This is a genomic window from Caballeronia sordidicola, from assembly GCF_001544455.2.
In the GTDB taxonomy this organism is placed as follows: domain Bacteria; phylum Pseudomonadota; class Gammaproteobacteria; order Burkholderiales; family Burkholderiaceae; genus Caballeronia; species Caballeronia sordidicola.
The window spans coordinates 1-26,404 of the sequence record NZ_FCOC02000027.1; the positions used below are offsets into that span (position 1 = coordinate 1).

The 26,404-nt window shown below is 61.3% G+C and carries 29 protein-coding genes, 2 pseudogenes and 1 riboswitch; of the genes and pseudogenes, 15 read left to right on the forward strand and 16 right to left on the reverse strand.

All coding sequences use genetic code 11. The annotated features are described in order from the left end of the window. Window positions 1-225: 225 nt before the first annotated feature. The 6 genes and pseudogenes from AWB64_RS27365 to leuD all read left to right on the forward strand — a co-directional run bounded on the left by AWB64_RS27365 (window position 226) and on the right by leuD (window position 4,234). Window positions 226-477 (forward strand): FitA-like ribbon-helix-helix domain-containing protein, encoded by a 252-nt coding sequence (locus AWB64_RS27365; RefSeq protein WP_060858614.1) that lies wholly within the window; start codon window positions 226-228, stop codon window positions 475-477. Further along, window positions 474-896, forward strand: coding sequence for a type II toxin-antitoxin system VapC family toxin (locus AWB64_RS27370; protein ID WP_060858548.1), 423 nt, complete (start codon window positions 474-476; stop codon window positions 894-896). Before AWB64_RS27365 ends, AWB64_RS27370 begins: the two co-directional genes overlap by 4 nt. A 185-nt stretch (window positions 897-1,081) precedes the next feature. After that, window positions 1,082-1,564, forward strand: a pseudogene (locus tag AWB64_RS32640) (MFS transporter); the annotation flags it as partial. Between the two features lie 32 nt (window positions 1,565-1,596). Continuing rightward, the gene (locus AWB64_RS32645; protein WP_341845251.1) at window positions 1,597-2,166 is read left to right on the forward strand and encodes an MFS transporter; all 570 of its coding nucleotides are present in this window, start codon (window positions 1,597-1,599) and stop codon (window positions 2,164-2,166) included. Window positions 2,167-2,175: 9 nt separating this feature from the next. Further along, on the forward strand, window positions 2,176-3,606 hold the full coding sequence (leuC, locus tag AWB64_RS27380) for a 3-isopropylmalate dehydratase large subunit (protein WP_060858549.1): 1,431 nt from the start codon (window positions 2,176-2,178) through the stop codon (window positions 3,604-3,606). Beyond that, window positions 3,603-4,234 (forward strand): annotated as a pseudogene (gene leuD, locus AWB64_RS27385) (3-isopropylmalate dehydratase small subunit). The gene leuC and the pseudogene leuD overlap by 4 nt, the downstream one beginning before the upstream one ends. Window positions 4,235-4,261: 27 nt before the next feature. On the opposite strand, the gene AWB64_RS27390 reads toward leuD, so the two are convergent. Continuing rightward, window positions 4,262-4,918, reverse strand: a complete 657-nt coding sequence (locus AWB64_RS27390; RefSeq protein WP_060858615.1) for a SagB/ThcOx family dehydrogenase — start codon at window positions 4,916-4,918, stop codon at window positions 4,262-4,264. A gap of 103 nt (window positions 4,919-5,021) precedes the next feature. Beyond that, window positions 5,022-6,044: an Acg family FMN-binding oxidoreductase gene (locus tag AWB64_RS27395; protein ID WP_060858550.1), complete on the reverse strand. Its 1,023-nt coding sequence runs from the start codon at window positions 6,042-6,044 to the stop codon at window positions 5,022-5,024. A 130-nt stretch (window positions 6,045-6,174) separates the two neighbouring features. Between AWB64_RS27395 and AWB64_RS27400 the strand changes: the two genes are divergently transcribed. Continuing rightward, window positions 6,175-7,164, forward strand: coding sequence for a zinc-dependent alcohol dehydrogenase family protein (locus AWB64_RS27400; protein WP_060858551.1), 990 nt, complete (start codon window positions 6,175-6,177; stop codon window positions 7,162-7,164). Between the two features lie 363 nt (window positions 7,165-7,527). On the opposite strand, the gene AWB64_RS27410 is transcribed toward AWB64_RS27400, so the two are convergent. Both AWB64_RS27410 and AWB64_RS27415 read right to left on the reverse strand, forming a co-directional pair. Continuing rightward, window positions 7,528-7,872, reverse strand: coding sequence for a DoxX family protein (locus AWB64_RS27410; RefSeq protein WP_060858553.1), 345 nt, complete (start codon window positions 7,870-7,872; stop codon window positions 7,528-7,530). Between the two features lie 2 nt (window positions 7,873-7,874). Then, the gene (locus AWB64_RS27415; RefSeq protein WP_060858554.1) at window positions 7,875-8,798 is read right to left on the reverse strand and encodes an NAD-dependent epimerase/dehydratase family protein; all 924 of its coding nucleotides are present in this window, start codon (window positions 8,796-8,798) and stop codon (window positions 7,875-7,877) included. Window positions 8,799-8,929: 131 nt separating this feature from the next. Between AWB64_RS27415 and AWB64_RS27420 the strand changes: the two genes are divergently transcribed. Continuing rightward, window positions 8,930-9,535, forward strand: coding sequence for a TetR/AcrR family transcriptional regulator (locus tag AWB64_RS27420; protein ID WP_060858616.1), 606 nt, complete (start codon window positions 8,930-8,932; stop codon window positions 9,533-9,535). A gap of 179 nt (window positions 9,536-9,714) precedes the next feature. Here AWB64_RS27420 and AWB64_RS27425 read toward each other — a convergent pair whose 3' ends face one another. Beyond that, a complete protein-coding gene (locus AWB64_RS27425) occupies window positions 9,715-10,308 on the reverse strand; it encodes a DUF6817 domain-containing protein (protein ID WP_060858555.1) in 594 nt (197 codons plus the stop codon). Between the two features lie 89 nt (window positions 10,309-10,397). Here AWB64_RS27425 and AWB64_RS27430 point away from each other — a divergent pair, with 89 nt between their 5' ends. Continuing rightward, window positions 10,398-11,405 carry a serine hydrolase domain-containing protein gene (locus AWB64_RS27430; RefSeq protein ID WP_060858556.1) on the forward strand — a complete coding sequence of 336 codons (1,008 nt, stop codon included), beginning with the start codon at window positions 10,398-10,400 and terminating at the stop codon, window positions 11,403-11,405. Between the two features lie 157 nt (window positions 11,406-11,562). On the opposite strand, the gene AWB64_RS31185 is transcribed toward AWB64_RS27430, so the two are convergent. Further along, the gene (locus AWB64_RS31185; protein WP_157766717.1) at window positions 11,563-11,943 is read right to left on the reverse strand and encodes a DUF190 domain-containing protein; all 381 of its coding nucleotides are present in this window, start codon (window positions 11,941-11,943) and stop codon (window positions 11,563-11,565) included. After that, window positions 11,940-13,250 carry a voltage-gated chloride channel family protein gene (locus AWB64_RS27440; RefSeq protein WP_060858617.1) on the reverse strand — a complete coding sequence of 437 codons (1,311 nt, stop codon included), beginning with the start codon at window positions 13,248-13,250 and terminating at the stop codon, window positions 11,940-11,942. Before AWB64_RS27440 ends, AWB64_RS31185 begins: the two co-directional genes overlap by 4 nt. A 76-nt stretch (window positions 13,251-13,326) precedes the next feature. Further along, window positions 13,327-13,393, reverse strand: a riboswitch (Fluoride riboswitch). Window positions 13,394-13,696: 303 nt separating this feature from the next. On the opposite strand from AWB64_RS27440, the gene AWB64_RS27445 reads away from it, so the two are divergent. Further along, window positions 13,697-14,152: a universal stress protein gene (locus AWB64_RS27445; protein ID WP_063493289.1), complete on the forward strand. Its 456-nt coding sequence runs from the start codon at window positions 13,697-13,699 to the stop codon at window positions 14,150-14,152. 94 nt (window positions 14,153-14,246) lie between these two features. Here AWB64_RS27445 and AWB64_RS27450 read toward each other — a convergent pair whose 3' ends face one another. From AWB64_RS27450 to AWB64_RS27460, 3 genes are read right to left on the reverse strand one after another with little or no spacing between them, the layout of a single operon-like run. After that, a complete protein-coding gene (locus AWB64_RS27450; protein ID WP_060858559.1) occupies window positions 14,247-15,074 on the reverse strand; it encodes a universal stress protein in 828 nt (275 codons plus the stop codon). Further along, the gene (locus tag AWB64_RS27455; RefSeq protein ID WP_060858560.1) at window positions 15,071-15,577 is read right to left on the reverse strand and encodes a universal stress protein; all 507 of its coding nucleotides are present in this window, start codon (window positions 15,575-15,577) and stop codon (window positions 15,071-15,073) included. The genes AWB64_RS27450 and AWB64_RS27455 overlap by 4 nt, the downstream gene beginning before the upstream one ends. A 17-nt stretch (window positions 15,578-15,594) precedes the next feature. Beyond that, window positions 15,595-16,434, reverse strand: a complete 840-nt coding sequence (locus AWB64_RS27460; protein ID WP_060858561.1) for a universal stress protein — start codon at window positions 16,432-16,434, stop codon at window positions 15,595-15,597. A gap of 240 nt (window positions 16,435-16,674) precedes the next feature. On the opposite strand from AWB64_RS27460, the gene AWB64_RS27465 reads away from it, so the two are divergent. From AWB64_RS27465 to AWB64_RS27485, 5 genes are all read left to right on the forward strand, one after another. Beyond that, window positions 16,675-17,160, forward strand: a complete 486-nt coding sequence (locus AWB64_RS27465; RefSeq protein ID WP_060858562.1) for a hypothetical protein — start codon at window positions 16,675-16,677, stop codon at window positions 17,158-17,160. A gap of 138 nt (window positions 17,161-17,298) precedes the next feature. Beyond that, the gene (locus tag AWB64_RS27470) at window positions 17,299-19,032 is read left to right on the forward strand and encodes a PHA/PHB synthase family protein (protein WP_060858563.1); all 1,734 of its coding nucleotides are present in this window, start codon (window positions 17,299-17,301) and stop codon (window positions 19,030-19,032) included. Next, the gene (locus AWB64_RS27475) at window positions 19,029-20,054 is read left to right on the forward strand and encodes a bifunctional enoyl-CoA hydratase/phosphate acetyltransferase (RefSeq protein ID WP_060858564.1); all 1,026 of its coding nucleotides are present in this window, start codon (window positions 19,029-19,031) and stop codon (window positions 20,052-20,054) included. The genes AWB64_RS27470 and AWB64_RS27475 overlap by 4 nt, the downstream gene beginning before the upstream one ends. 89 nt (window positions 20,055-20,143) lie before the next feature. Beyond that, window positions 20,144-20,578, forward strand: coding sequence for an Hsp20/alpha crystallin family protein (locus AWB64_RS27480; RefSeq protein WP_060858565.1), 435 nt, complete (start codon window positions 20,144-20,146; stop codon window positions 20,576-20,578). Between the two features lie 111 nt (window positions 20,579-20,689). Beyond that, complete coding sequence (locus AWB64_RS27485; RefSeq protein WP_060858566.1) at window positions 20,690-21,205, forward strand: flavodoxin family protein; 516 nt, start codon at window positions 20,690-20,692, stop codon at window positions 21,203-21,205. A gap of 99 nt (window positions 21,206-21,304) precedes the next feature. Here the strand turns inward: AWB64_RS27485 and AWB64_RS27490 are convergent, their stop codons facing one another. The 6 genes from AWB64_RS27490 to AWB64_RS27520 all read right to left on the reverse strand — a co-directional run bounded on the left by AWB64_RS27490 (window position 21,305) and on the right by AWB64_RS27520 (window position 26,397). Continuing rightward, window positions 21,305-21,673 carry a DUF3564 family protein gene (locus AWB64_RS27490; RefSeq protein ID WP_060858567.1) on the reverse strand — a complete coding sequence of 123 codons (369 nt, stop codon included), beginning with the start codon at window positions 21,671-21,673 and terminating at the stop codon, window positions 21,305-21,307. A gap of 101 nt (window positions 21,674-21,774) precedes the next feature. Next, on the reverse strand, window positions 21,775-22,182 hold the full coding sequence (locus AWB64_RS27495) for a DUF3564 family protein (RefSeq protein WP_157766718.1): 408 nt from the start codon (window positions 22,180-22,182) through the stop codon (window positions 21,775-21,777). 228 nt (window positions 22,183-22,410) lie between these two features. Further along, complete coding sequence (locus AWB64_RS27505; protein WP_060858570.1) at window positions 22,411-23,133, reverse strand: 3-oxoacyl-ACP reductase; 723 nt, start codon at window positions 23,131-23,133, stop codon at window positions 22,411-22,413. Between the two features lie 75 nt (window positions 23,134-23,208). Continuing rightward, window positions 23,209-24,111 carry a F0F1 ATP synthase subunit gamma gene (locus AWB64_RS27510; protein ID WP_060858571.1) on the reverse strand — a complete coding sequence of 301 codons (903 nt, stop codon included), beginning with the start codon at window positions 24,109-24,111 and terminating at the stop codon, window positions 23,209-23,211. Further along, entirely contained in the window at window positions 24,108-25,667 is a 1,560-nt protein-coding gene (locus AWB64_RS27515; RefSeq protein ID WP_060858572.1) for a F0F1 ATP synthase subunit alpha, read from the reverse strand. The genes AWB64_RS27510 and AWB64_RS27515 overlap by 4 nt, the downstream gene beginning before the upstream one ends. Beyond that, a complete protein-coding gene (locus AWB64_RS27520) occupies window positions 25,648-26,397 on the reverse strand; it encodes a F0F1 ATP synthase subunit delta (protein ID WP_060858573.1) in 750 nt (249 codons plus the stop codon). Before AWB64_RS27520 ends, AWB64_RS27515 begins: the two co-directional genes overlap by 20 nt. Window positions 26,398-26,404: the final 7 nt, after the last annotated feature.

Consider the following 26,404-nt stretch of genomic DNA (forward strand, 5'->3'; position numbering starts at 1 on the left):
GGCTCTCTCAGTCCCCTCGAATACCGGGAAAGTCTTAGAATTGCGGCATAACCAGTCCAAGATTTTAGCCGCACCCCTGTTGGGTCAGATTTGGATGCAAATCAACAGACTTCCGGATCCGAGCCAGAAACTCTGCCGATGGTCGGTGGCGGGACGTTCCTAATGGCCGACCGGTTGAAAATCGTGCCATCATTGATTAAAATACCATCAATGATGGAGGGAAAAATGGCGAGCATGACGATCCGTAACCTTGACGAGCAGCTGAAGGCGCGTCTGCGCGTCCAGGCGGCGCAGCATGGACGGTCAATGGAGGACGAGGCCCGGGACATTCTCCGTGCGGCGCTCTCGACCGAATCCATCGGCGGTCAGCGTAACTTGGCTGAATCGATCCGAAGCAGGATCGAGCCATTCGGTGGCGTCGACCTGGAATTGCCGCCACGCGACGCGATTCGGGAACGAGTGGACCTCGGCGCATGATCGTTCTTGACACGAACGTTCTGTCTGAGACGTTGAAGCCTGTGCCAGACGTCAGGGTGATGGCTTGGCTTGGCGCACAGCCGCGCGCGGCGCTTTTTACGACGACGGTAACTCGTGCCGAAATCCTCTATGGGCTGCATCTGCTGCCAGACGGTTCCCGCAAGGGTGCTCTTGCCACCGCGGTCGATGCGATTTTCGTCGAGGATTTTGCGGGCCGGCTTCTTGCGTTCGACAGCGATGCAGCGGACGCATACGCAAGGATTGCGGGGTCGCGCAAAAGCGCGGGCAGACCGATCAGCCAGTTCGACGCCATGATCGCTGCCTGTACGCGCTCAAGAGGGGCGGCGCTGGCCACGCGTAATGTGAAGGATTTCATCGGATGCGAGATTGCAGTCATCGATCCGTGGGCGGTGTCCTGAGTTGGGATTCGAACCGTTTTTCGGCGGGTTGAAATCGGGAATTGGGCCGTGTCGGACAGCAGAAAAACGGGTCTTTTTGAATATGGGTAGAAGTATGGGTAGCGGAAAGGTGTTTTTTCGGAGCCTTGCCTGTAAAGGGTTTCCGGGCGATTTGGCATCCCTCCGTCGGGCGCAAGCCGATGATGATGTGGTCCGTCTTGTTGTACGCGCTGTTGACAGGGTGCACGGCGTTCTCGGGCAACCTGATTTACCTGTGCGTCTTGCGCTTCCTGACTGGCCTGGCAATGGGCAGCGAATGGAGCACGGGTATTGCGCTCATTGCAGAGACGTGGCCCCGCGAAGCGAGGGCCAAGGGTGCTGGATTTCTTCAATCGGGATTTGGCTGGGGAACGCTCATTGCCGCCGTGATCTGGTATGCCTTGTCGAGCTTCGATCCATTTGGCGCGGATAACTGGCGCGTGATGTTTGTCGTCGGCGCGCTGCCCGCGTTCTTCGTGCTGTATATCCGGCGCGGCGTCGATGAATCGGAGCAATGGCAGCAGGCGGTGCGCAACAAGCAGTGGAGCGCGACCGGCTCCAGCGATGAGAGCAACCTCTCGGCCAAGCGTCCCTTTACGCTGAAACAGGTTTTCAGCGAGCGCGAGTCCGTTCGCCGCATTGTGCTTACGACCATACTCTCGATCGTCACAATCGTGGGCTGGTGGGCTGTTTCGAGCTGGCTGCCTGCCCGCACAGCGGAATTGGCGGCACAGGAACATGTCGTCAATGCAGCTCACTGGATCTCGTCGGTATCGATTGTCTATACGGTGGGCGCCATTCTCGCCTATATGCTTTCCGGCTTCATTATCGATGGCGTGGGCGTCGCTGGTTTCTCTTTCTGGCCTTCGCGGGTTCGCTGGCGACCACCGTTCTGGCCTATGGCTGGATCAGTACCGTGGAAGGCATGTTGGCCGTCGCGGCAATCAACGGGTTCTTTACGCTCGGTTGTACGTTCGCGTGGCTTGCCATTTACCCGGCCGAATTATTCAATGCGTCGGTGCGGTCGACCGCGACCAGCTTTGTCTTCAACTCCGCCCGCCTGATTGCCTGGATTTTCCCGATTCTTTCCGGCTCGATGATCAAATCCTTTGGCGGTGTCTCGCACGCTGCACTGGTGTTCGGTTCCGTGTACGTCATCGGCATGATCCTTCCCTGGTTTCTTCCGGAAACGAGGGACATTGGCTTGCCTGAAGACCTCGATTCCCATGGCGCGCACGCCGCGCGCAATTAGGAGCCTCGAATGGGCAGTACGCTCTACGACAAGATATTCGACGCGCATGTTGTCCGAAGCCTGCCGGACGGCACTGTCTTGCTCTATGTCGATCGCCATCTCGTGAACGAGGTCACAAGTCCGCAAGCGTTCGAGTCGATGCGCATGGAAGGCCGGGCGATCTGGCGTCCGCTTGCGAACCTCGCTGTCGCCGATCACAACGTGCCCACGACGGACCGCACGAGGGGCATCGAAGACTCAACTTCCCGCACGCAGGTCATCGCGCTGGAAGACAACGCCGCGGCGAACGGTATTCGACACTTCGGCATGAACCATCCACAACAAGGCATTCTTCACGTGGTTGCGCCGGAGATTGGAAGCACCCTGCCAGGCATGACGATTGTCTGCGGCGACTCTCATACCAGCACGCACGGTGCATTCGGCACCTTGGCATTTGGCGTTGGAACGTCCGAGATCGAACATGTCCTCATTACGCAGACGCTTGTGACGAGGCGCAGCAAACGCATGCGTATCACGGTCGATGGCGTGTTGCCCGTTGGCTGCACTGCAAAAGACGTTGCGCTCGCCATCATCGGCCGCATTGGCACGGACGGCGCGACGGGTCATGCAATCGAGTTCGCGGGTCCCGTGGTTCGCGGCTTGTCCATGGAAGGGCGAATGACCCTGTGCAACATGTCGATCGAGGCCGGCGCGAGAGCGGGCCTCATAGCGGTGGATGCAACCACGCTGGCTTATTGCGCAACGCGCGCCCAGGCACCGAAGAGTGAAGACTGGGAGCGTGCAAAGAGCGAATGGGCGCATCTATATTCGGATCACGATGCCGTATTCGACTCGGAAGTCCATATCGACGTAACAGCGCTCTCGCCCCAGGTAACTTGGGGAACCTCTCCCGAGATGGTCACCGATGTGACGGGCTGTATTCCGGATCCTGCATCGACCGGAGATCACCCAAAACGCGCGTCCTATGCCAACGCGCTTCGCTACATGGGACTGGAAACAGGAACGCCGATGACTTCAATCGAACTGGACAAGATATTCATCGGTTCGTGCACCAATGGACGCATTGAAGACTTGCGTGCCGCGGCAGAGGTGCTGGCTAGCGTCGGCGGATGCATCGCCCCCAATATCAGGCTTGCGCTTGCGGTGCCGGGATCGACATCGGTTAAACGTCAGGCTGAGGCCGAAGGGCTGCACGAGATTTTTCTGGCCGCCGGATTCGAGTGGCGCGAAGCCGGCTGTTCAATGTGCCTGGCGATGAATGCAGATCGCCTTGGCCGAGGCGAGCGTGTTGCATCCACGTCGAACCGCAATTTCGAGGGCAGGCAGGGCGCTGGCGGCCGGTCGCATCTCGTGAGTCCGCCTACGGCGGCCGCAGCTGCACTGAAAGGGCGCTTCGCCGATGTCCGTGCATTATTGCAAGAACGCAGATCGCATAAATGACGCCCTTTACCAAACATACCGGCGTGGTGGTCCCGCTGGACCGGGATAACATCGACACCGACGCGATCATTCCAAAGCAGTACATGAAGTCGATTGCCCGAACCGGTTTTGGGCCCTATGTATTTGACGAATGGCGTTTCCTGGACGAGGGGTATTACGGAAAACCCTTGTCCGGGCGCACGCCGAATCCGGATTGTCCAATCAATTTTCCGCGCTTCGCCAATGCGTCGATCCTGCTGACGGGGAAGAACTTTGATGCGGCAGTTCCCGTGAGCACGCGCCTTGGGCGCTGTATCAATTCGGGATTCGCGTAGTGATAGCGGCAAGTTTCGCCGATATCTTCTTCAACAACTGCTGCAGGAACGGCATCTTGCCAGTCGTCCTGGAAGAGGCGCAAATCAGGACGCTGCGGCAAGCGGTGGAAGACACAGTGGGCTTTCGTTTGGGCGTCGACTTGACGAGGTGCGAAGTGAACGCGCCGAGCGGCGAGCGCTTTCAATTCAACGTGCCCGAAGCGCTGCGCACGAACCTTCTTCAGGGCGTTGACGAAGTCGGCGCGACGTTAGCGTTCGTGGATGAAATCAGGGCATTCGAACAGGCTAGGCTGGCTGATCGTCCGTGGTTGTGATGCAACTCAGGCGCAGTTCAGCCCGGTTCAGGCGTCTGGATGAGCGGGATAGCCTACGGTTTGCGCAAGCACAGGCAGACGCTCGCGCGACAGGCGCATATGCTCGGCGAGAACGCTCCGGTTGAACCAGCCACGCGCGGCCACCGAAAGTCCGGCCGACGCGCAGAAGAGGTACACGTTTTGCACGATCGCGCCGGCGCACGCCGCTGCAAAGATGTCCCGTTGAGACGCAGGAATTTCGCGCATGCGTGAGACATTGGCAACGTACACGAGATCAAGCGGTGCCTCGCCCGCAAAGTCCTGGTAGCCCGTGAGTCCGCGCAGGTCCTGCGCCGCGACCAGTTCGAGCGCGTGCGCCCTGGGCTCATACAGGTTGAGTCCGCGCGCGAGAACAGCATAGATATCGATTTCGTGCACGCCCAGAGCCGACGGCGCCGTGCGGCCGCCCTCGTCCGGGCGATTGATGCCATTGGCCGCCCAAAGCAGATCGCCAAGCAACACATCGGGCAATTCCGCCGATGCAAACTCGCGCCTTGTGCGGCGCAACGCGAAAGCTTCCATGAGCGGCCGGCCACCGCTTCGGCCCGGCGCGGGCAACGCGATCCTGGGCAACGCATCGCCACTCACGGGTCGGGGCCTGACGCCCTTGAGCAGCGTGTTGCCGAGCGTGAATAGGGGTTTCATCGACGTCTCGTTGAAATGCAGCGCCTTCGCGCCGATACACCATGCTGCGCTTTCGGATTGCAGCACCGTTGACTTGCATCAAACGCGGCGCGCACCGCGAAGATCAGGAGACCACATCGGAGAGCGCACGGCGCGGCGAGTGCCCGGCACGTGGCCCGCAGCCCATGCGCAAGAGCAGTTGCGGATAGGCGCTCATGCCCGTGACCTGGGCCAGCGCGTTACGCAGCGATTCCACCTCGATGGGCTGATTCAGATAAGAGGCTGTCAGCCCGAGTTGCACGCCCGTCAGCAACACCCGCTCAAGCGCCTGTCCGGCGACGAGCCACGCTTCGCGGTCATCCGTCGCGGTGCCGATGCATAAGAGGACCGGTGACCCGTACGCCAGCGATTTGTGCGCGGCGGCAAGCCCTCCGCCAAGATCGAAGGTGCGAATAATCGATGCTGTCAGCGGGACGGCGAAATCGAGCAGCTTGTTCACGTCGGGAGCGTAGGCTGGCATGCCGTCCGCCGCGCGGCGCGAATGAATCCAGCTGGCCAGTTCGCGCCGGAAACGCGGATCGCGAAACTGGATGCCATCTGCTTCAGCGACAAGGTTTCCGATCTGTTCACGGCGGTGCAGTTCGTCCATGCAGACTGCTTCCGCGCCTTCCGCATCAGCCGCCAGTAGCAGGCGATCCTGATCCTCCGGTGCGATGGCCTCGGCGCGGAACGCCTCGCGTGTGGTTACGCGCTTCCTGATGGCGTCAAAAAGCGATGCCGCGTGGGTATCGCGGGCGCCGTCAGGCAGCACACGCACGATTGCCAGCACGTCCGGGTCGGCGACGGCAGGAAAAAGCGTGATCGCGTAACCGAGCGCGAAATGGCTGAGCGCCACGCGCAGGTTGAAAAGCGCTGCGCCGCAACTGATGACGAGTTCGCGGTCGAATGGGTCGATCACCGGGAGCGCCCGGGTACGATCGGCGCACAGGATGATCGTCTTGCCATCGGCGATAAAACGCCACGGTTGCGCGTTGTGGCTGGAAGGCGCCAGAACCGCATAGTTCAGGGCAAAGCGCGCTCGGGCCTCCGCGGGGGCGTCTGGCGCCAGGCGGTTTTCGTCGATGTCCCAAACTGAAGGCGTCGGCATTTTGTATCACCATAGTCGGATGGAGCGTGCTTTGATCGTGTCAGTCTTGAGCGGAAAAGCATTGACGCAAATCAAGTGCAGGCGGCTTCATCGTGTCCAATGAATGTGGAAACCGACGTGAGGAGGCGACATGCGCGCGATGGTATTTGACGGAAACTCTCCGACGCTGCAAGCGCAGGATGTGCCCGATCCGGAGCCGGGACCGGGGCAAGTGCTTATCGATGTCCATGTGTGCGGCGTATGCCGAACCGACCTTCACCTGGTCGACAGCGAATTGCCGGAGCCGAAACGGCCGGTGATTCCGGGCCATGAGATTGTGGGCAGAGTGTCGGCGCTCGGTGCGGGCGTGTTCGGTTTCGCGCTCGGTGATCGGGTAGGCGTGCCGTGGCTCGGCCGCACCTGCGGAGCGTGTCCGTTTTGCCGTTCGGGGCGCGAGAATCTTTGCGATCAGCCCGGTTTTACCGGTTACACGCTCGATGGCGGATACGCCGAGCGCGTGGTGGCCGACAGCCGGTATTGCCTGCATGTGCCCGAGTGCTACACGGATGCCGAAGCAGCGCCGCTCATGTGCGCCGGGTTGATCGGTTATCGCACGTTGGCGATGGCGGGCGATGCAAGGCGTATCGGCATTTATGGATTTGGCGCGGCGGCGCATCTGGTGACGCAGGTCGCACGGCATCAAGCGCGCGAGGTGTACGCATTTACCCGTGAAGGCGACACCGAGGCCCAGGCTCTAGCGTTGCGCGTGGGGGCGTGCTGGGCTGGCAGCAGTGCGGACCTGCCGCCGGAACCGCTGGACGCGGCGCTGTTGTTCGCGCCGGTCGGCGCGCTGGTTCCGCAGGCGCTGCAGGCGGTGACGAAAGGCGGCACGGTGGTGTGCGGCGGCATTCATATGAGCGATATTCCATCGTTTCCCTATGCGCTTCTTTGGGGCGAGCGACGGGTGGTATCGGTGGCGAATCTGACACGCAAGGACGGCCGTGATTTCATGCGCATTGCAGGGGAATCGAAGCTTGACGTGGCGACGACACCCTACGAGCTCGCCGATGCGAATCGTGCACTCGGCGATCTGCGCGATGCAAGGGTGCACGGAGCCGCGGTGCTGCGGGTGCGGGGTTGATGGGTACGTGGATACAGGACGTCGCGCCATAGTCAGGTCCGATCTATCATTCGATCAGCCGGGTCGCTTTTGGAAAAATATGACACGTTCGGTTTTATTAAACCGAGGGCGTGATGCATCGCGTGTGTTCCGTAGGCAGCGTCATCAAGTTCGATTAATGCCACCCAGCGATGTACTATGCGCGCATATTGACGTGTCGATATTTGCGACGTGCTGTGAACTCGGCTGGGAAGGACGAAATCCGACGATGCCAGCTTCGCTGCCTTGATCCAGAGTTCGAGGCTCTCAAGGGTTTGCTTCGTCATCTCGAACTGCACCCCAGACTTAGCATCACGGGCTCACTCGCCTGAAGGTAAGGAGGCTTCAACCGCGGACCGCCACAGTAACCACAATGAGAGCCGAGAAGATCAGCGCCGGGGCGAGATGCGGGAAAGGCTCCCGATTTCGTAGCAGTGTGAAGAGCGCGCCAATCATGATCGCACTGGCCAGCGTTAAGCCTAAAACTCTGGTTTGTTGTCCAAAAAGAAGTGCTGCACTGAGCAACTCGAGAGCGCCACAGAGCAACCGGAACCGTGCCGGGTAACCCCAGCGTGCGAAGTCTCGCTTCACTGCGCTGGGTCCGGCGAGATTGACCACCCCAGCAATTGCGAACAGAACCGCTACGATCATGGCGAAAATCGACTCGAAAGATACGCTGTTCCACGCCATGATCAGGCTCCGTCGGTTTGCTGAAAGTGCTTTCGTGCAGAGAGGTCCGCAATCAGGCCAGGCCCATGGAGCTCCCACTCAAGAACTCGCCGGGCATGCTGGCCGCTTACCGTCTGGTCGAGCGCCAGCGCGTCAGCGAACGGTCCAAGCGATTTGCGAGCATCGTCGAGCGGCCAGGGTTCGACGCGGTCGGCGCCGACCGAGGTCCGAATCGCTTCACCCATTTCGGCAACGACAACGCCATCTTCCGCGACCACGTTGAAGATCCGTCCCGCCACTCGCGCGTCCCCGCCTGCCGCCCGCTCCACCGCGTTCAGGTAGGCCGTGGCGAGATCATCGACGTGAACGGCCGGCCAGTGGTTACGACCATCGCCGACGATCCTCACACTGCCGGTCTGACGGACCATGCCGGCAAGCATGCCGAAGACGCCGCCGCCGTAGCCGTGCACCATTGCCGGCCTGAGGATCACCGCAGCGATCGAGCGGCGTGCTGCCAGCGCCAGAACCTGCTGCTCCACTGCGGGCCGCCAGGCGACAAGCGGCGTCGGGTTCAGCGCCGATGCTTCGGTCGCGGGCTTCCCCTCCGTATTTCCGTAGACCCAGGTGCCCGACGTATAGACAAACGCCGCGCCCGAATGCAAATGCGAAAGCATTGCCGCAGCCGCGGCCTCATCAGCCGCCGCGGCGGAAGCATCGTTGGTCGACGCCATGTGCACCACGCCATCGGCGGCACCCGCAGTCGCAGCGAAAGACCGTGGCTCAAGCAAGTCTCCGCTATGCAATTTCACCCCGAGACTTGCCAGCGCACTCGCGGCCGCCGACCTGTCGTCGCGCACCAGCGCCGTCACCTGATGGCCGAGGCTGATTGCTTTGCGCGCGACCGCTTGCCCGATATAACCCGTCCCGCCTGTGATAAATAGTTCCATAGGCGTTCTCCTCAAAGATCAGCCGCAAAGTGGGTAAGTCACTTAAACGAGACTCATCGGTCTCGTTTCCGAAAATCTAAACGAGACTAGTCAGTCTTGTCAACTATTTGATGATCTGCTATTTATCTGGCATGAACACGACCTCTCTCTCCGACCTGAGCCCGTTGCAACGCCGTAAGCGGTCCGCCATTCTCGACGGCGCGAAAACGGTTTTTCTAAGCCAGGGTTTTGGCCTGGCAACGATGGACGATGTCGCCGCAGCTGCAGGCGTCGGCAAGCAGACGGTCTACCGCCACTTCAAGTCGAAGGAAGCGCTCTTCGTTGGTCTTGTCAGCGAAATGTGCGCCCAGGTGGGTGGATTTCTTGCCAGCGCTCAGGCCGAGCAATCCGATGGATCACCTGAAGTTGAGTTGCGCGAGTTGGGATGGTTACTGGCACGAAGCCTTATTACGCTGGACAATCTGCGGCTTTACCGCGCCATCGTTGCTGAGGCCGAGCGTCTTCCGGAACTCGGCCAGGTGTTTTACGAAAATGGTGCAAAGGTCGTGCGTGCCTTTGCCGCAAACATTCTGCGAAAGCGATTTGACAAATCGACTGCTGGATTGCGTGCTGCAACATTCGTTCAGTTGGTGCTTGGCGACGCGTATCTGGAACTCTCAATTGGCTACACGGTGCCCAATGTTGAAGCGCGCTTTGCGCTGCAGATCGATGAGGCGGTAACGGCTGCACTTCGCTAAGGAGCGCCGCATAAGATGTCGAGCCACTGCATGCGGAGCGCAACAGCGCGTAGCGTGGGAAGCAAGACACCGCGCTTCCGATTCCAACACATTCGCACACTGGTTTTCGCACGATCCAGGCGCGTTTCTAAAATTGTGAATGCCGTTTTGTGGCCGGCAACCGACATCAACCCGATGTCTTACCGTTGGTCATCGCGTGACCATCCCTCCATTCTCATGCGCTCACGAACCCTGTCCGCGCTCCAGTTCGACAAGACATGACGAGCAGTTTCGTAGGCGCTGTCCGAGAGCCAAGTTTTGACTGACTCGAACCGGGCTAACCAGAATGGCTCCGCAGTAGGTGGAGCGTCCGGTTGATGCAACGCGCTGTCAACGATGTTCGCCGCTTCCAGTTCGAGAAGTGCAGCAAATGTCGCCTCATCGAGGCTCGCGCGCGTCGCAACGGATGGAAGAGGAACAGAGTAGGGTGCGGCCGTCTGCCCTGAGAAGAGGGCACCGCGATCAGCCGTGCAGAAAAGATAGACGAGTGCCTCAGCCTCTTTGCCGATAATCTGCCGCACCTCGGGGCGCCTTTCCAACGAGACGGCGCTTAGTCGGAACTCTTCCTTTCCGTAGATGCTGTGAAAGGCGCCGGCGGTGACGAGGGCCAGCGAACTGCCCCACTTCTCGAGCCATCGGCCGGTCTCTATAAGGTGGACTGTCAGTGGTCTTCCAAAATGCATGATTGCGTCGGTCCCGAACTTGCGGACGTCGCGTTGCAGATGTTCGAGCATGAACTTCCCTTGCGGTTGCTGGTATTCGTTGGAAAAAGGATTCCTTCGCAAGTCGCCTTCATCTTCAATTCCAGCCGAGGCATAGACCGATGATCGACCTCAATCGATTTCTCGCAGAAACGACTGCCAGCGGCAAGATTCCTAGCGTGTCGCTTGCCACTCTTCGCGCGGGGATGCGCAGTACCAAATGTTACTTCGGTGTTCGCGGTGCACACGATCTCGCCGCTGTCGATGCAGCGACCGTCTTTGAGGCTGCGTCTCTCACCAAACCGCTCGTCGCGTACATCGCGCTCCAGCTTTCCGAAGAGGGGCTGCTAGACCTGCAAAGACCCCTGTTCGACATATGCGGAGAGTACGTACCCGGCTACTCAACTTCTCGGCGGATAACCGTCGTTCATGTGCTGACACACACGAGCGGTCTTCCAAATATTGTCCGCGAAACAGCTCCGCTGCGCACGTATTTCAACCCCGGCGAGCGATTCAGCTACGGCAGCAGCGCATTTGCGTGGCTTCAGCGCGCGATGGAGGCCGTAAGCGCACGCCCGCTGGAAACGTTGGCACGAGAGCGCATATTCGAGCCGTTGGGTATGCATCGTTCGAGCCTGGAATGGCAGGAGCGCTTCGCGGTCAACCATGCGCGGGGCCACGAGTGGGAAGGCCAGCCGGTGCCCAAGCGTCGCGTGCAAACGGCGCAGGCATCATGGTCGCTCGTCACGACGGCATCCGACTACATCAGCTTTATTCAGCATGTACTAGCTCGCCGGGGCTTGGCATCCGCAACTCATGATCAATGGTTTTTGCCACGCATCAATACGCGACAAGGCGACGATGCCGAAGACCTTATCGGTCACAACCCGCCTGATCTGAACATAGCGTGGGGGTTGGGCTGGGGCCTGGAGCCCTTCCAGGGTTGCTTCTTTCACTGGGGAAACAGCCCGGGTTTCCTGGCGTTCGTTCTCGCCAACCGTGCAACGCAGGATGCGGTCGTCTGGTTCGCTAATTCCGCCCAAGGCTTGAGACTGGTCCATGCGGTCGTACCGCAAACCGTTCCCGGCGAGCATCCTGCCATTGAATGGCTTCGGATCGGTAACTTGTGATGCATCGTCAACGGTTGAACTGCTGAATTCACCAGCGCGGACAGTAGCCAAGCCGCGGCTTGTATTACCAGCACCGCTAATGCCGGCAGCGTGAACATCCCTGTCAGCCGAGGCGTGGTCGGTGATTTTATTTCGATTCCGCCTCCGCGGCCGTTGATCAAGCCCCGTGTCCCGGCAATTCGCATGGCAGAAAAATCGCCCGGACATTGTCGAGCCCCTTGCCATGGGTGCGCCAGAAATCACGCACTTTGGCATCCAGGTCAATGAGTTCTATGCAATGCGGGAAACGGTGATGCGCAATCTCGATGTGTTCGTGATGCAGGCGGTCGCCTTTCAAATATCCCGCATGGACGCGATGCAGGAGTGCCTGCTCGATTCCAGCTTCCTTCGCATGGCGAAGTAATTGCGAGGCAAGGCTCGGTCGCGATACGCGATGCCAGAGGCGTGTCGGACGAGCCCTTTCGGAATGGTGGAAATAAAGGCGAAGCGAAATCAGTTGAGTCATGACGTTGAGCAGTAAGGTCTTCGAAGCGTTCAAGGTTGTGCGGCGACAGTCGCGGCCTTGCGGCGTGCGCGGCGCCAGGCCGGGATGTCTGCCAGTCGCATGCCGGCTGGAATGAGCGGATGTTTTGCGTGGCCGACCCGTTGCGCGCGGTAGATTCCCGTGTGACCAGAGAAGAGGTAGCTGACCACGCACGCGAGAGCCGCATACACGCCAATCTGAGGGCCAAAGAGTTCGATTGCCATTACCGTCGACGCGATCGGGGTGTTCGCCGCGCCAGCGAACACGGCGACAAAGCCAAGCCCCGCAAGCACAGGTATGGGCAACGCGAGGATGTGACCCAGCGCGTTGCCAAGTGTTGCGCCGATATAGAAAAGCGGAGTCACCTCGCCACCCTTGAAACCTGACGCAAGCGTGACCACGGTGAAACCGAATTTGCCGGCAAAGTCATAGACCGGCAACGGACCGTTGAAGGCCTGCACGATGGTCGGTATCCCGAGACCCAGGTACTGCGGAACGTTCAGAACGGTAGCGAGGATCGCGACCACCGCGCCGCCAAGGACAGGCCGGAAGGGAGCATAGGATATCTTGCATTTGATGAGGGCGGACAACGCATGCGTCGAGTCGGCAAAGAGCATCCCCACGACACCGAATGCAATACCGGCGATGGTCGCCGATCCAAACCCGAGAACCGTGACAGGCGGCACGAAAGGGATCGCGTACATCGTGTGGTGAATACCCCAGAGACGGCATACGGCGTCTGCCACGACTGAAGCCGCGAGACACGCGAGCAACGCGTCATAGCGCAGGCGGCCGATCGCAAGCACCTCGAGGCCGAAGATCGCGCCCGCGAGAGGCGTGCCGAACACCGACGAAAAGCCCGCCGCGATGCCGGCCATCAGCAAAATCCGGCGGTCCTCGCGACCCAGATCGAAGAGATGCGTGACCCGGTCGGCCAGCGCACCGCCCATCTGGACCGCAGTGCCCTCGCGGCCCGCGGAGCCGCCGAACAAGTGCGTGACCACAGTGGCCACCAGCACGAGCGGCGCCATGCGCTTTGGCACGATCTTCTGCGGATCGTGAATTTCATCGATCAGCAGGTTGTTGCCACCTTCGACGCTCTTGCCAATGCGGTGATAGATCCAGCCGGTCAGGAACCCCGCAACCGGCAGTAACCAAATGAGCCATGGATGATCCAGCCGCGTATTGGTGGCACGGTCCAGTGCAAAGAGAAAAAGCGCGGACGCAGACCCGGCGAGGGCGCCCAGCACGGAGGAAAGCAGCAGCCAGCGCGCGAGATACGGCACCATGGCTATCTGTTCGACAGACTTGAGACGTTTCATGATTTTCAGGTTCGAAAGAACATCAAACCTGGGCGACAGGGCGTCGCACGGACGGCCTACGACCTCCTGCACCCAGGAACTCGTAGGCATCATCAGCCGAAGGATCGGCGGTTGTTTGGAGGAATGCCATCTCCAGAACCGCGGATTCTACGGATAAAATTTGCGCAACGCAACAACGATGTACGCAGTTCTTTGTGCTCGCGTCCTGTCCGCCAAGTTCCTCAATTGAAGACCCGAGAGTCGGAAAACTTACCCGCAGCTACGCACGGAATCCATGAATTTCCGATCCGGGAACAACCCGGCATGGTGGCAAATCCTTGACACCCGATGCGCCAAAGTCCTGCAAGCTCCTGTGTCCCCGCGCCGATCGCACCGCTTGATATGAGTCAAATGATGTCCGGCCCTATGCGCAGACACTAAAGCGCATGACATCGGGGGATCTTGCCGTGTACAAACGAATTCTCGCGGCCCTGGACGGCAGCCGCAGCGCACATCGGGCGCTGGAAGAAGCGCTTAGGCTCGCGCGGGCCAGCGAAGCGACGTTGATGGTGGCGACCGTTCCCATCATCGATTCGTCCCGGGGAATCACCGAAATGAACGCCATCGATGAAGCCGCGCAAAAAGCCGCATGGCAACGTCTCGATCACGCGCGCCAGTTGTGCAAGCTCCACAAGGTTCCTGCGCGCATCTGGGTCATCGACGCCCACGGCGCGAGCGTGCCGGCCGCAATCATGCAGGCGGCGCTGACGGCGGGAGCGGACCTGATTGCCATGGGCACGCACGGGCACAGGATCGCGCGCCAGCATCTGCTTGGCAGTGTCGCGGAAACGATCCTGCGTTCGAGTCACGTTCCGGTGCTCATGGTTCGCGACAATTCTTCCGGTGACGCGTGCGAGCACTAGCCGCGCGAACGGATAAAAAGCGCCCGGCTTGCGGGCGCTTCGGAGCGTGCCTGTCCGACGGGATAATCGAACGGCCGCATAAGCCCTCTAGCAATCAATGCGACATGAACACCGGCGTGGTCATGCTTTCCAGCATCGTCCGGGTGACGCCGCCGAGCACGATTTCCCGGACTCTCGCGTGACCATAAGCTCCGAGCACCAGCAGGTCCGAGTGAGTATCGGTCAACGCGTTGAGAAGCGTCGCGCCCGTGCTGACGCCCGACACGCGGGGCAAGGTCAGGACACCCGCGCGAACCCGATGTCTTTCGAGGTACGCGGCAAGCTCCATGCCCGTCGCGACGGTCTCATGGTTATGCTGCTCGACAACCGCAATTTCCACGAAATTCGCAAGCCGGAGGAAGGGAAGGGCGTCGGCTACCGCGCGCGCGGCGGCCGGGCCGCCATCCCACGCAATCAGCACCGTTCCGGCGAAGCGCTCCGTATTTCCAGCGTACGGCAGCAGGATCATTGGCCGGCCGCTTTCCAGTAGCACATCGTCCGGAAAATTCCTCGCGATATAAGCGGCCGGATCGGCCTGATCCCGCTGCCCGTAAATCAGGAGGTCGGCATGCCGTGCGTGCAGGATCGCGGTCTCCACAGCAGGCCCGGGCGGCGCGCGCCATTCCGAGGCGATTCCCGCGCGGCGCGCCGCCTCCGTGAAGTAATCGCGTGCTCGGGCCAGCCGTTGCGCAGCCTGCTTCTCATTGGTCGCGAGGTCCAGGCTTTCGTCCGGCCAGAACATCGGACGCAGGAGGTCCTGGCATACGATATAAAGCCCGATCAGGTGCGCATTGTGTTTGCGGGCAAGTTCGACGGCGAAGTCAACTCGCGAGTCGCTGCAAAGGCTGTCGTCGATATGAACGAGCATGGTTGCGCAGTTCATAGCCATGCTCCGGCAATGTCTGGCGCGCTCAGGATGTGCGGCGCCTTTTGCTCGCCGGCGTGCGAGGGGACGAGCAGCACAGGGCAACTGGACATGCGCAGGAACCGTTCGGCGACGCTGCCAAGCACGAGCCGCCGCCAGCCGCGGCGTCCATGCGTGCCCATTACCACGAGGTCGGCGTTGAACGCCTTGGCCGCACGGCTTATTTGCTGTGTGATGTCGTCACCGACAGGATCGACTTCCAGCACTTGAGGCGAGCCCTGCACGCTCTCGCCTTGCATCCTGGCAACGGCCTCTGCAATCACGCGAGCACCTTCTCTCACGAAAACATCGCGCGCGTGCGACGGATCGGAAGCGGGGTCGGCGTACAGGGTCGGTGGCACGTCGATCACATAGACAGGCTTCAGCTCGGCGTGGTTTTCGCGCGCCAGCAACAGCGCGGCGTCCAATGCGCGAGCCGATGTCTCGCTGCCGTCGATTGGCACAAGGATGTGTTTGTACATGAGTGGTCTCCTCGAATTCAGTGCGACATCAGGACCGGTACCGTCATGGAAGCCAGCATGGTGCGCGTTGCACCGCCCATCACCAGTTCTCTCCACCGGGCGTGGCCGTAGGCGCCCATCACCACGAGATCCGCACCAAGGTCGGTCGAGCGCGAGAGCAGGACGTCGCCGGCCGGCACGTCGTCGATGCCATCCAGATCCAGGACATCGGCTTGCACGCCGTGCCGCGCCAGCACCAGCGCAATATCGGCGCCGGGAAGCCGCTCGCCGGGGAGTTCATCCTTCAGTCCATTGAGCGTCACGATGGTGGTCTTTTTTGCGCGCTTGAGCAGCGGCAGGGCGTCGTGAACCGCACGGGTCGCTTCGCGGCTGCCGTTCCAGGCAACCATCACGTTCGTGCCGAACGTCGTGAACACGCCCGTGTACGGAATGAGTATCACCGGCCGGCCAGCAGACATCACAAGCGTTTCAGGAAAATGATCCGAGATGAACGACTCGGGATCGTTCGGATCATCCTGGCCCGCGATCACGAGGTCGGCACAGCGGGCAACGCGCGGGACGAAGTCGTTCGCGTATTCGTGGGAATCGATCCATTGACCGGACAAGTTGGCCCGTACCCGTTCTGCGTGAAACAAGCGCTCGAGCGCGCCATGCCGTTCGTCACGCAGCTTGCGGTGCGCTTCGTAGTAGTAGGCCGAGCCTTCCATCACGCGGAACGACTTTGGATCGGGCGTGAAGATGGCGAACACGCCGGTGACGTGCGCATCGAACTGCTTGGCGAGCCGCAACGCATATTCGAGGCGCGAATGGGCACGCCCGCTTGTATCGAGTTGGACAACGATACTTTTATAGCTCATGGCAAGGGCTCCGTTGATGGATCGCTCGGAAGGCGGGCACTGGAATCGATCCGCCCGCGAGGTCATGAGACCCAGTCTATGGGGCGACGCTTTCCGTGGATTGACGTAGATCAAACGTGCGAGACGGCGTTCGAGCCCTACTTGAGTTGACCCAGGTCAAGGATCGGCCGGCTGTCGCGCATACATTTAAGCCGACAGCCGGCGCGCGAGCGCGCCCTACACATGCAGGAGGAATTGGCCATGTCCGCGCCTTTTATCGATCCGTTTGATCTTGGCAGGAACAACCTTCGTTTCGCATTGCACTTGCTGACGGTGGCCGGGGAATACCGGCAGCAGATGTGCGGACTGGAGGAAAAGCGCATCGAACGCGATCTGGACGCCATACACCGGGAACGGGACGCGCTTGCCAATGCAAAAGATATCAACGAGCTTGCTTCGGCCTCACAGGATGCCTTGCGGAACTATCTTCAGAAAACGGCGAACCTTTGGCAGGAAGCGGCGGGCGTCACCATGCGTAATCAGGGCGCGTGGGGCGAAGCCGTTTCCGATGCAATCAGAAACTGGCAATCGATGTGGACCGGCGGCTTTCAGCGGCCATCCTCCGGTTTGACCACGGCGCCGGTCTGGCTGGGCGGTTTCGGCGCGGCGTTTCCTAATGTGCAAACCAGTCCACCGGGCGCTCACCCGGCTGCGGCCGCGCCGGTATCGGATCGTCATGCGGCTTGAGCGCGTTGCAGCCATGACCCGCGCGGCCGGATGCCGGGCTTTCCGCGCCAATGATCCGCTTGTCCTCCGGCAAGACGCCTGCGACCGATGCGGATGCACGCGCGGCAGCCCCGAGTGGAATGTACATGCCGTGAGCCGATGAAACGCGATCCCATTACGACGACGTACGACAAACCGCCAGCATTCGTGGCCGATTGTTCCCGAGCGCCGGACAGCCGCGAGTCTCTCGACCGTGCGGCCCATGCCGCGCTCGCGCGGCTGAGTGGCGGCTTGTCGCCCGCTGCCTTGTGCCTGGCCGTGTTCGACTGGGCGCAGCACTTTGCGCTGGCCCCGGGCAAATGGATTGAGCTCACGGCGCAGCTTGCGCAGGACAACACGACCGCGCCGGTTCCGGTTTCCGGCGATCCGCGCTTTGCTGCTGCTTCGTGGAATGACTGGCCCTATTGCGTCTGGCGTGACGGTTTTCTCCGCTTGCAGCAATGGTGTGAAAGCGCAACGACTGGCGTGAGAGGCGTCGAGCGCCACCACGAAGACGTCGTGCGTTTCGGGCTCAGGCAGATGCTGGACGCGCTCTCGCCAAGCAATTTCGTGTTGACCAATCCGGCGGTGATCGAGGAAACCCTTCGAACCGGCGGAGCCAATTTCGTGGCGGGCCGTCAACACTGGATCGAGGACCTGACCGCGATGCTGGCCCGCGCGCCGGGCAAGCGCCAGCCCGGCGCGCAGGCCTTCATGCCTGGGTGCGACGTCGCCATCACGCCGGGCAAGGTGGTGTATCGAAATGATCTGTGCGAGTTGATCCAGTACTCGCCGTCCACTGACACGGTTGCCCGCGAGCCTGTCTTCATCGTGCCTTCATGGATCATTAAGTACTACATTCTCGACCTGAGCCCGCACGATTCACTGGTTCGTTATCTGGTCTCTGAAGGATTTACGGTGTTCATGATTTCGTGGAGAAATCCGGGCCCGGAAGATCGCGATCTCGCGCTGAACGACTATTTATCGCGCGGCGTGCTCGACGCCTTGGCCGAAGTCCGAAAGCGCTGCGACGCCACGCCGGTGCATGCGGTCGGTTATTGCCTGGGTGGCACGCTGCTTTCGATCGCCGCGGCAATGCTTGCGCGTGACGCGCGCGCGGATGAGTTGCGCAGCGTGACGCTGCTTGCCGCTCAAACCGATTTCACCGAACCTGGAGAACTCGGGCTTTTTATCGACGCAAGTGAGCTCGCCACGCTCGATGCACTCATGTGGGAGCAGGGCTTTCTGGATGGTTCCCAAATGGCGGCGGCATTCCAGTTGCTCAATGCGCGGGATTTGATCTGGTCGCGGCTCATGAGCGAGTACCTGCTCGGACGCCGTTCGAAACCGAACGACCTGATGGCGTGGAACGCCGACACCACGCGCATGCCTTACCGCATGCACAGCGAGTATCTGACTCAGCTTTTCCTGCGCAACGATCTGGCGGAGGGCCGGTATTGCGTCGATGGACGTCCGGTCGCCCTGTCAGACATCGAGCAGCCGATGTTCGTGGTCGGAACCGAGCGGGACCATGTTTCTCCGTGGCGCTCCGTCTACAAGCTGCACTTGCTTACACACAATCCGCTGACCTTCCTGCTGACGGCCGGCGGCCATAACGCGGGGATCGTCTCCGAGCCGGGTCACGCGGGACGGCATTATCGATGCGGCACGCGTTCGGCTGGCGCTTCGTATCGCAGCCGGCATGCCTTTTTCAACGAAACCGAGCCCACCGAGGGATCCTGGTGGCCGCGCTGGTCGCAATGGCTGCACGAGCACTCGGACGTCCCGGTGCCCGGACGCGTGCTGGATGACGCGCTGCCGGATGCGCCCGGCACGTACGTGCGTCAATCATGAACGATCACATCGGCGCCATGCCGCAACCGGGTGTTCGTTTGCCGGGCATCTTGCCGGGCGCAACAGCCGGCCGTCCCGGGTTGCTGGAACTTGCTCGCGCTCACGCCGCGATGCGAATCGCCATTGTTCATCCGTGCGATCAGACCAGTCTCGTGGCAATGCGCGACGCGCAACTGGCGGGTTTGATCGAACCGTTGATCGTCGCTCCGCGCGCTCGGGTCGAGGCCGTCGCGGCAGCCAGCGCAATCGCGCTCGACGGCATCCGGATCGAACACGTGGAGCACAGTCACGCGGCAGCGGCGCGTGCCGTGGAACTCGCGGCGAATGGAACAGTGAGCGCGCTGATGAAGGGCAGCCTGCATACCGACGAACTGATGAGCGCGGTCATGGCGCCAGGCTCCGGCCTGCGCACGGACAAGCGTATTTCACATTGCTTCCTGATGCACACGCCCGCATACGAACGGGCTTTCATCATCACCGATGCCGCGATCAATATCGCGCCTGATCTCGACGAGAAGGCGGCGATCGCGCAAAACGCCATTGACCTGGCACACGTGCTTGGCGTCGCCCGGCCGCGCGTTGCAATACTCTGCGCGGTAGAGACGGTGAATGCGCGGATGCGCGCGACCGTCGACGCCGCCGCATTGTCGAAGATGGCGGAGCGAGGGCAATTGACCGGCGCGGCCGTCGATGGGCCGCTCGCTTTCGACAACGCCATTTCCGAAAGCGCCGCGCTGATGAAAGGCATTGTTTCGCCCGTGGCCGGACACGCGGACATTCTCCTTGTGCCCGATATTGAAGCGGGAAACATGCTTGCGAAGCAACTGGAGTTTTTGGGCGGCGCAGCGAGTGCTGGAATCGTGCTCGGCGCTCGCGTGCCTGTTGTGCTGACGAGCCGTGCGGACTCGGTCGCCTCGCGCCTTGCGTCATGTGCGCTGGCCGTATTGCTCGCGGCGCACGCCAGCCCGCGCAGTATTTCATTGCTTGATTCAGGTCACGCGAGCGTCGTCTCACACGCCTAAAGTTTTGATTGGGACGCGTTGGTTCATCGGTTCCGGCGCACGAGATGTGGCGGACTTGTGTAGTAGTACTTTCATCGAGGAGCAGGAAAATGAGCAACCTTTCCCGTTATGACCCGTTTTCGATCGAGCCGGTCTCGGACATGTTCCATGGCTTGTTCCGGCCACTGCGCAGCATGATCAGCACGGACGACGCGCCGCTTGCAGACATGAAGATCGACGTCTCCGAGACTGACCAGGCGTATCAGGTGAAGGCGGAACTTCCTGGCGTCGACAAGAAGGATATCAGCGTGAAGATCGACGGCAACGTCGTGTCGATCAGCGCCAAGGTAGAGCGTGACAAGGAGTCCAGGGACGGCGAGCGCATCATTCGCCGGGAGCGCTATTCGGGGGCGATCAGCCGTTCGTTTTCGCTTGCAAGCGATATAGATGAAACTGCGTCCACGGCGCAGTATCAGGACGGCGTCCTCTCGCTGACGTTGTCGAAGAAGGCGCACTCCGAGCAAAAGCATCTGCAGATCAGTTGAGTTGCGGGCACGCGATCCGCGCGCCTGGCGCTGCGGGTCCGGTTATGTCGATTGGCGCTTTAGCCGGAGCTGCAGGAGAACTGAAACGGGAGTGCGGATTGGAGGTTCACGATGTCGAATGCAAAAATCCTGGTGGTCTACTATTCCCGCACGGGCGTGACCGCGCAGATGGCAACCCGGCTTGCTGGCCGACTGGGCGCCGACATTGAGGAGATCGTTGATCGTACCGACCGTTCGGGCCCATCCGGATTTGTCCGGTCGATGATCGACGCGCTTGCGGAACGATCCATCCCGATCGGCGCGGCCGCGCACGACCCCGCATCCTATTCGATCGTGGTGATCGCCACGCCGGTCTGGGCACACCATGTGGCGGCACCTGTACGCACGTGGCTTGGCGCGTATCGGAATCGCCTGCACCGCGTCGCGTTTCTGTGCACGCTTGGAGGCAGCGGCGCCAATGCCGTATTCGAACAGATGGCTCGGCTGAGCGGCAAGTCGCCCGTCGCCCGTTGCAAGATAGATGCTCATGACCTGAGGGATCATGCAAGTGTGCGCCTGCTCGATGTTTTCTGTGACCGGCTTAGCCGCAAGCTGGAGCACGTCAAGGAAATCGAATGGGCGTGTTGAAGGCCAAAATACGCCGCCGCGAAGCGGGCGATGCTGACACACGGCACGCACCGTCCAGATCGGATTTCATTGCATTGCCCCCGGTCTGCCTCGATCGGTTCATCGCGGTTTGTTCGCGGCGCTCGATCCGAGTGGGCCTTCACAGTCCTCGGTGAGTTCAACATGCCAATGGCCCGCGACTGGCTGGATACCAAGATCCGCGTACCACATCGCCGCACCGGTCTCGCCTTCGAACGGACCGTGGGCGGAAGCTGTATCAAGGCCCTCGAGCACGCATAAATACTGTGCGCCTGAAGGACCGCAAACCACGGTGCCATTCGGTCCCGCAATCAGAGAACCTTCGTGAGAAAGCGTCACGCCGCACTGGGACGACAAGACCCAGCGCCGGGTGTCCTTGTCGATCTCGAGGATGGCATAGCCGCAAGGAGAGACCCGGTCAAAGGTATCGATATGCATGGTGATACGCATGCTGACTCCCATCTGGGTTGATGCTTCGCCGATACGATTCTGAACGCAAGGTTCACAGCGGCAGCCGTCTTGCATCGATGCACGCTGCAAGGCTCCAAGTCTTAACCAGCATCGTCCGCGAAATTGCTGTGTTCGGCCGTCGTCGTTTCTCGGTCGATAAAAAGAATCCTCCATTTGCCCACGGACGTTTTCGTTTCGTTGCATCCATGCAGCAATGCACGGCCTCTCAACCGGTCATGAGGTCCAGGCGGCTCGTTACAGTCGTGCGTGTGCGGCGACTTCGCAAGTTCGTCCAGATCCAGCTTCCCCAGGGAGGCAATCAGATGCGGGGCAGTTTCCGATTGGTCGCACAACCTCGTTTCACCAGTGGCCGGTACCACGATTCCCCATTTCGGAAGGTCGAGCAGTTCATGGCTTTCACGCGACCAGCGCAGCATCGCCGTGTCGAGCCAAACGGAGGCGAACGCAGCCTCGCCGACGTCCTTGAACGAATTCAGTTCGATGGTCAAGCGCATGGAACCTCCTCTAAAGCTTTGCCGATGGCAGCATTCACCGCCACGCATGCGCGCAGCGTGTTTTTATGCTGCGCCAGCGGCGTGGCCCCCAGTTGATCTGCATCAAGCGTTGTCGATCGCACGGCCGCGCTCGCCACGATCCTCATAACGAAATAGCGAAAATCCTGCGCCGCGCACCCGCTGGTTTCGCCCACATCCTCGGAACGCAACTCAAGCCCTATCTCAGGCCATATATTTTCCGCCGTTGATGGAAAGCGTGGCCCCGTTGATAAACGAAGAATCGTCGGCCACAAGGAAGAGCACGCCTCGGGCGATCTCTTCCGGGCTGGCGAGCCTCTTCGCAGGAACATTTTCGACAATACCCCGCAGCGTCTCGTCGGGCAGACGGTTCACCATTCCCGTGTCGGTGTAGCCCGGCGCTATCACGTTGGCGGTGATGCCGCGCGAGGCGCCTTCTAGTGCAAGCGCCTTCGTGAATCCGATAATTCCCGCCTTTGCCGCTGCATAGTTGGTCTGCCCGAACTGTCCGGAAAGGGCGTTGACGGAACTGATGTTCCCGATCCGGCCAAAGCGTCGTTCGCGCATGCTCGATATGACGGCGCGGCACGCGTTAAAGCAGCCGCCAAGGTCTACGTCGATAACACTCCTCCATTGATCGAGCGTCATCTTGTGCAGCATGCTGTCCCGGGTGATGCCGGCGTTATTGACCAGTATCTCGATTGGACCCGATGTCGCGACGATCCCGCCTATGGCAGCCTGCGTGGCCTCGAAGTCGGCCACGTTCCAGTTGAATACGGGGATTGCCGTCTTCGCATGAAACTCCTCTGCTTCGGCGTCGTTGCCAAAGTAGTTGACGATCACGGCATAACCTGCGTCTTTTAACGATACGGCGGTCGCCGATCCGATTCCACTGACTCCGCCGGTCACAAGTGCTGTTCTTGGCATGGCGTTCTCCGTTGAGGAAAAACAATCAGGAATGTTAAATGTGCCGGGTACGACAATCGGCACCCTTGATCCATATCATTCGCCGCGCGTTGTTTTCTTTCCGCGGCCGGGAGAAGGCGTGCCCACAGCAAGACTTCCCGCCGACAGTTCGACGATTTCCGAGGTGATTTCGTCCTGCCGCAGACGGCGGAAATCGCCCGTCAACGTGGTGAGCGTGTCGTGGACGTTTTCACTCGCGGCGGCCATCGCGCGCCTGCGTGCTTCGTTTTCAGCGGCGAACGAAAGCATGATTGCTTCGCAAAGCTGTGCGAAGACGTACTCTTCTGCAAGCTGCGCCAGGAGCCGCTGAGGCGTCACGGCAAGGAGCGGGGACTCGTCCGCGGACACCTTCGAAAAAGCGCTGTAATCGAACGGCAGCAGCATGCGCTCGGCAATCCCGGAAGCCGGGTTTGGCATCGCGTGAATCAACACCACGCTGGCGATGTTCCCGTCATGCAGACGTTCGTACAACGCGTCGCTTACGCGATCCGCGAGTAGCGGAACTTCGCCCGCGTGCGTGACCATGGAAGCAGACCAGCCGACTGACAATCCGCGTTCAGCCGCGATCACCGCGCCTCGATCTCCAACTACAAAATATTCTGCCCGCGTAGCCGGAAGCGCGGCCGTTTCCGGCTTGGCCGCCGTGTCGATCAGCCGCTCGTTGAAGGTTCCGACAAACCCCTGTTCCGCGCACAGCACAATTAAAAGAGCCACATCCCCGCGCGTCCCGCCGGGTTCGGCATAGGTATGATTTTCAGTGAGGCGCAGCGCCGCGCCAATCGCCGCACCGACCATTTGCGCACATGCCCGGATCCCGGCCAGATGATCGCGGGCTTCGCGAGAACGCGCCGCCGCAATGCCGCGCATGGCGCCGACCACCGACTCCAGACTCTGGACGCTCGCGATTCGCGCCTGGACCTGACTGAGTTTGTCGGTCATGTCGAGGCAGCTTGCGGGGCAAATTCCGACGCGACCCGCGTCGCAAGACTGCGCACGGCATCGACAAGCGCCACGAGCACACCCGCTTCGAGCTTGCCGTTCGCGGCCAGTTGCGCGATTGCGGGCGCGGCGCCGTTGGCATCGAGATGCGCGGCGAGAGACGCCCGAACAGCCGTTACGGTGGACGCGGGCAGTGTGTCGAATACGCCGTCCGCGAGGGCGGCCAGAAGCGCGATTTCATCGATGGGACGTAAAGGGGTGACGCGCGGTTGCGTAATCAACGCCCGGATGCGTTCGCCGCGCACGAGTTGCGCTTTCACGCGCGGCTCCATCACGCCGCCGAAGCGGGTGAACATCTCCAGTTCCAGGAACTGCGAGTAATCGAGCCGCAACCGGCCGGAGACGTCGCGTAAAGCCGGCAACTGCGCCTTGCCGCCCACCCGGCTCACGCTCATTCCAACATCGACGGCCGGCCGCTGGTTGGCTGCAAAAAGCGCCGAGTCGAGCACGATCTGGCCGTCGGTGATCGAGATCAGGTTGGTCGGGATATACGCCGAGAGATTGCCCGCATCGGTTTCCGCAATCGGCAGTGCCGTGAGCGAGCCGCCGCCGAGTGGCGCGGACAGCTTTGCCGCCCGCTCCAGCAGGCGCGCGTGCAAATAGAAGATGTCGCCGGGATAAGCCTCGCGGCCCGGCGGCTCGCGCGTCAGCAGCGCAAGTTCGCGATGCGTCGTCGCGTGCTTGCTCAAGTCGTCGATCACAATGAGCGCGTGCTCGCCACGGTCGCGGAAATACTCGGCAATGGAGAAACCGGCGAATGGAGCGGCCCATTGCAAGCCTGGAGGCGTCGCGGCGGGAGCCACCACGAACACGCAGCGCTCGGGCGCGCCGTGGCGGCGCACGGTATCGATTACACGCTGTATGGCAGTTGCCCGCTGACCGATCGCCACGTACACGCAGATCATGTCGGAGTGCTTCTGGTTGACGATCGCGTCGACCGCCACGGAGGTCTTGCCGGTAGCCCGGTCGCCGATGATCAGCTCGCGCTGGCCCCGGCCAACTGCGAACAGCGCATCGATCAGCAGAATGCCCGTGGCGACCGGTTGCGTCACAAGATCCCGGTCGATGATCGCCGGCGCGGGCCGCTCGATAGGCAGGTGCATGGCCGCTTGCACCGGCTCGCCGCGGTCAAGCGGCCTGCCGAGCGGATCAACCACGCGGCCGAGCAGGCCGGGACCGACCGGCACTTCCAGGACCTGTCCTGTTCCTGCGACGCGCGAGCCCGCTGAAATGGCGTCGCCTTCGTCAAGCAGCACCGCGCCGATGGCGTCGGCGTCGAGCGTGAGCGCGAAGCCCAGACGGCCACCCTCGAAGCACAGCAGTTCGTTAAGGCGGACGTCGGGCAGACCGGAGACCGAAGCAATGCCATCGGACACGCGCTCTACGCGCCCAAGCGACTCGGTCTGCGCGGCGAACCGCGTGCGCGAAACAATGGCGCGGCGTTCGGCGAGCCAGTCGGGGGCCGATGTGTCGGGGTCAGGTCGCGTGGGCGTCATGAGCCATGAATTCCAGTTTGAGACGGGCGAGGTCGTGCCTGAAACTGTTTCGCACTGTGGTGTGCGCGGCGTCCAGTTCGAGTCCGGCAATCACGCCGGGCTCGACCGTGACGAGCACATTCAGGTCGCGGCCAAGCGCGCGGGAAAACGCCCGATTGCAGGCCGAGAGTTCCTCCTCGGTCAGCGGGCGCGGCGCGAGCAGGCGGGGCGGCGAGTCATTGGCGGTCAATTCGCTGCGCGCCGATTCCGGCAGTTTTTCCAGTTCGGCCGCCAGTCCATCGATAAAACCCGTGATCCGCGCCTCAGCAGGCAGCCGGTCCAGCAAACGCGAAGTGATATCCAGCGCGAGTTGCGTGGCCCTGTCCGAATTGGCGGCGGCGGCCTGGGCGCGGCCGGCTTCGAGCGCGGCGGTTCCGGACTCGCGTATCTGCTCGGCTTCGGCGCGTGCGGCGCCTTCCAGCGTGGCCTTGACTTGCGCGGCTTCGGCCGCCGCCGCTTCCATCAGGCGGGCGCGCTCGGTGGCGAACTCGGCGTTTTTCTCCACCAGCTTCTTTTGTTCGTCGAGCGCGGCGGTCTTGGCGGCGCTTGCATCGTCCAGCAGGGCGGCAGCCACGCGCTGGCGCTCGGCCACGACTTTCGCCACAGGACGAAACAGAAAGTGCGCAAGCAGCCACACGAGCACCAGCACGTTGATGGTCTGGAAACCAAGCGTCCACCAGTCGATATGCATGATGGTT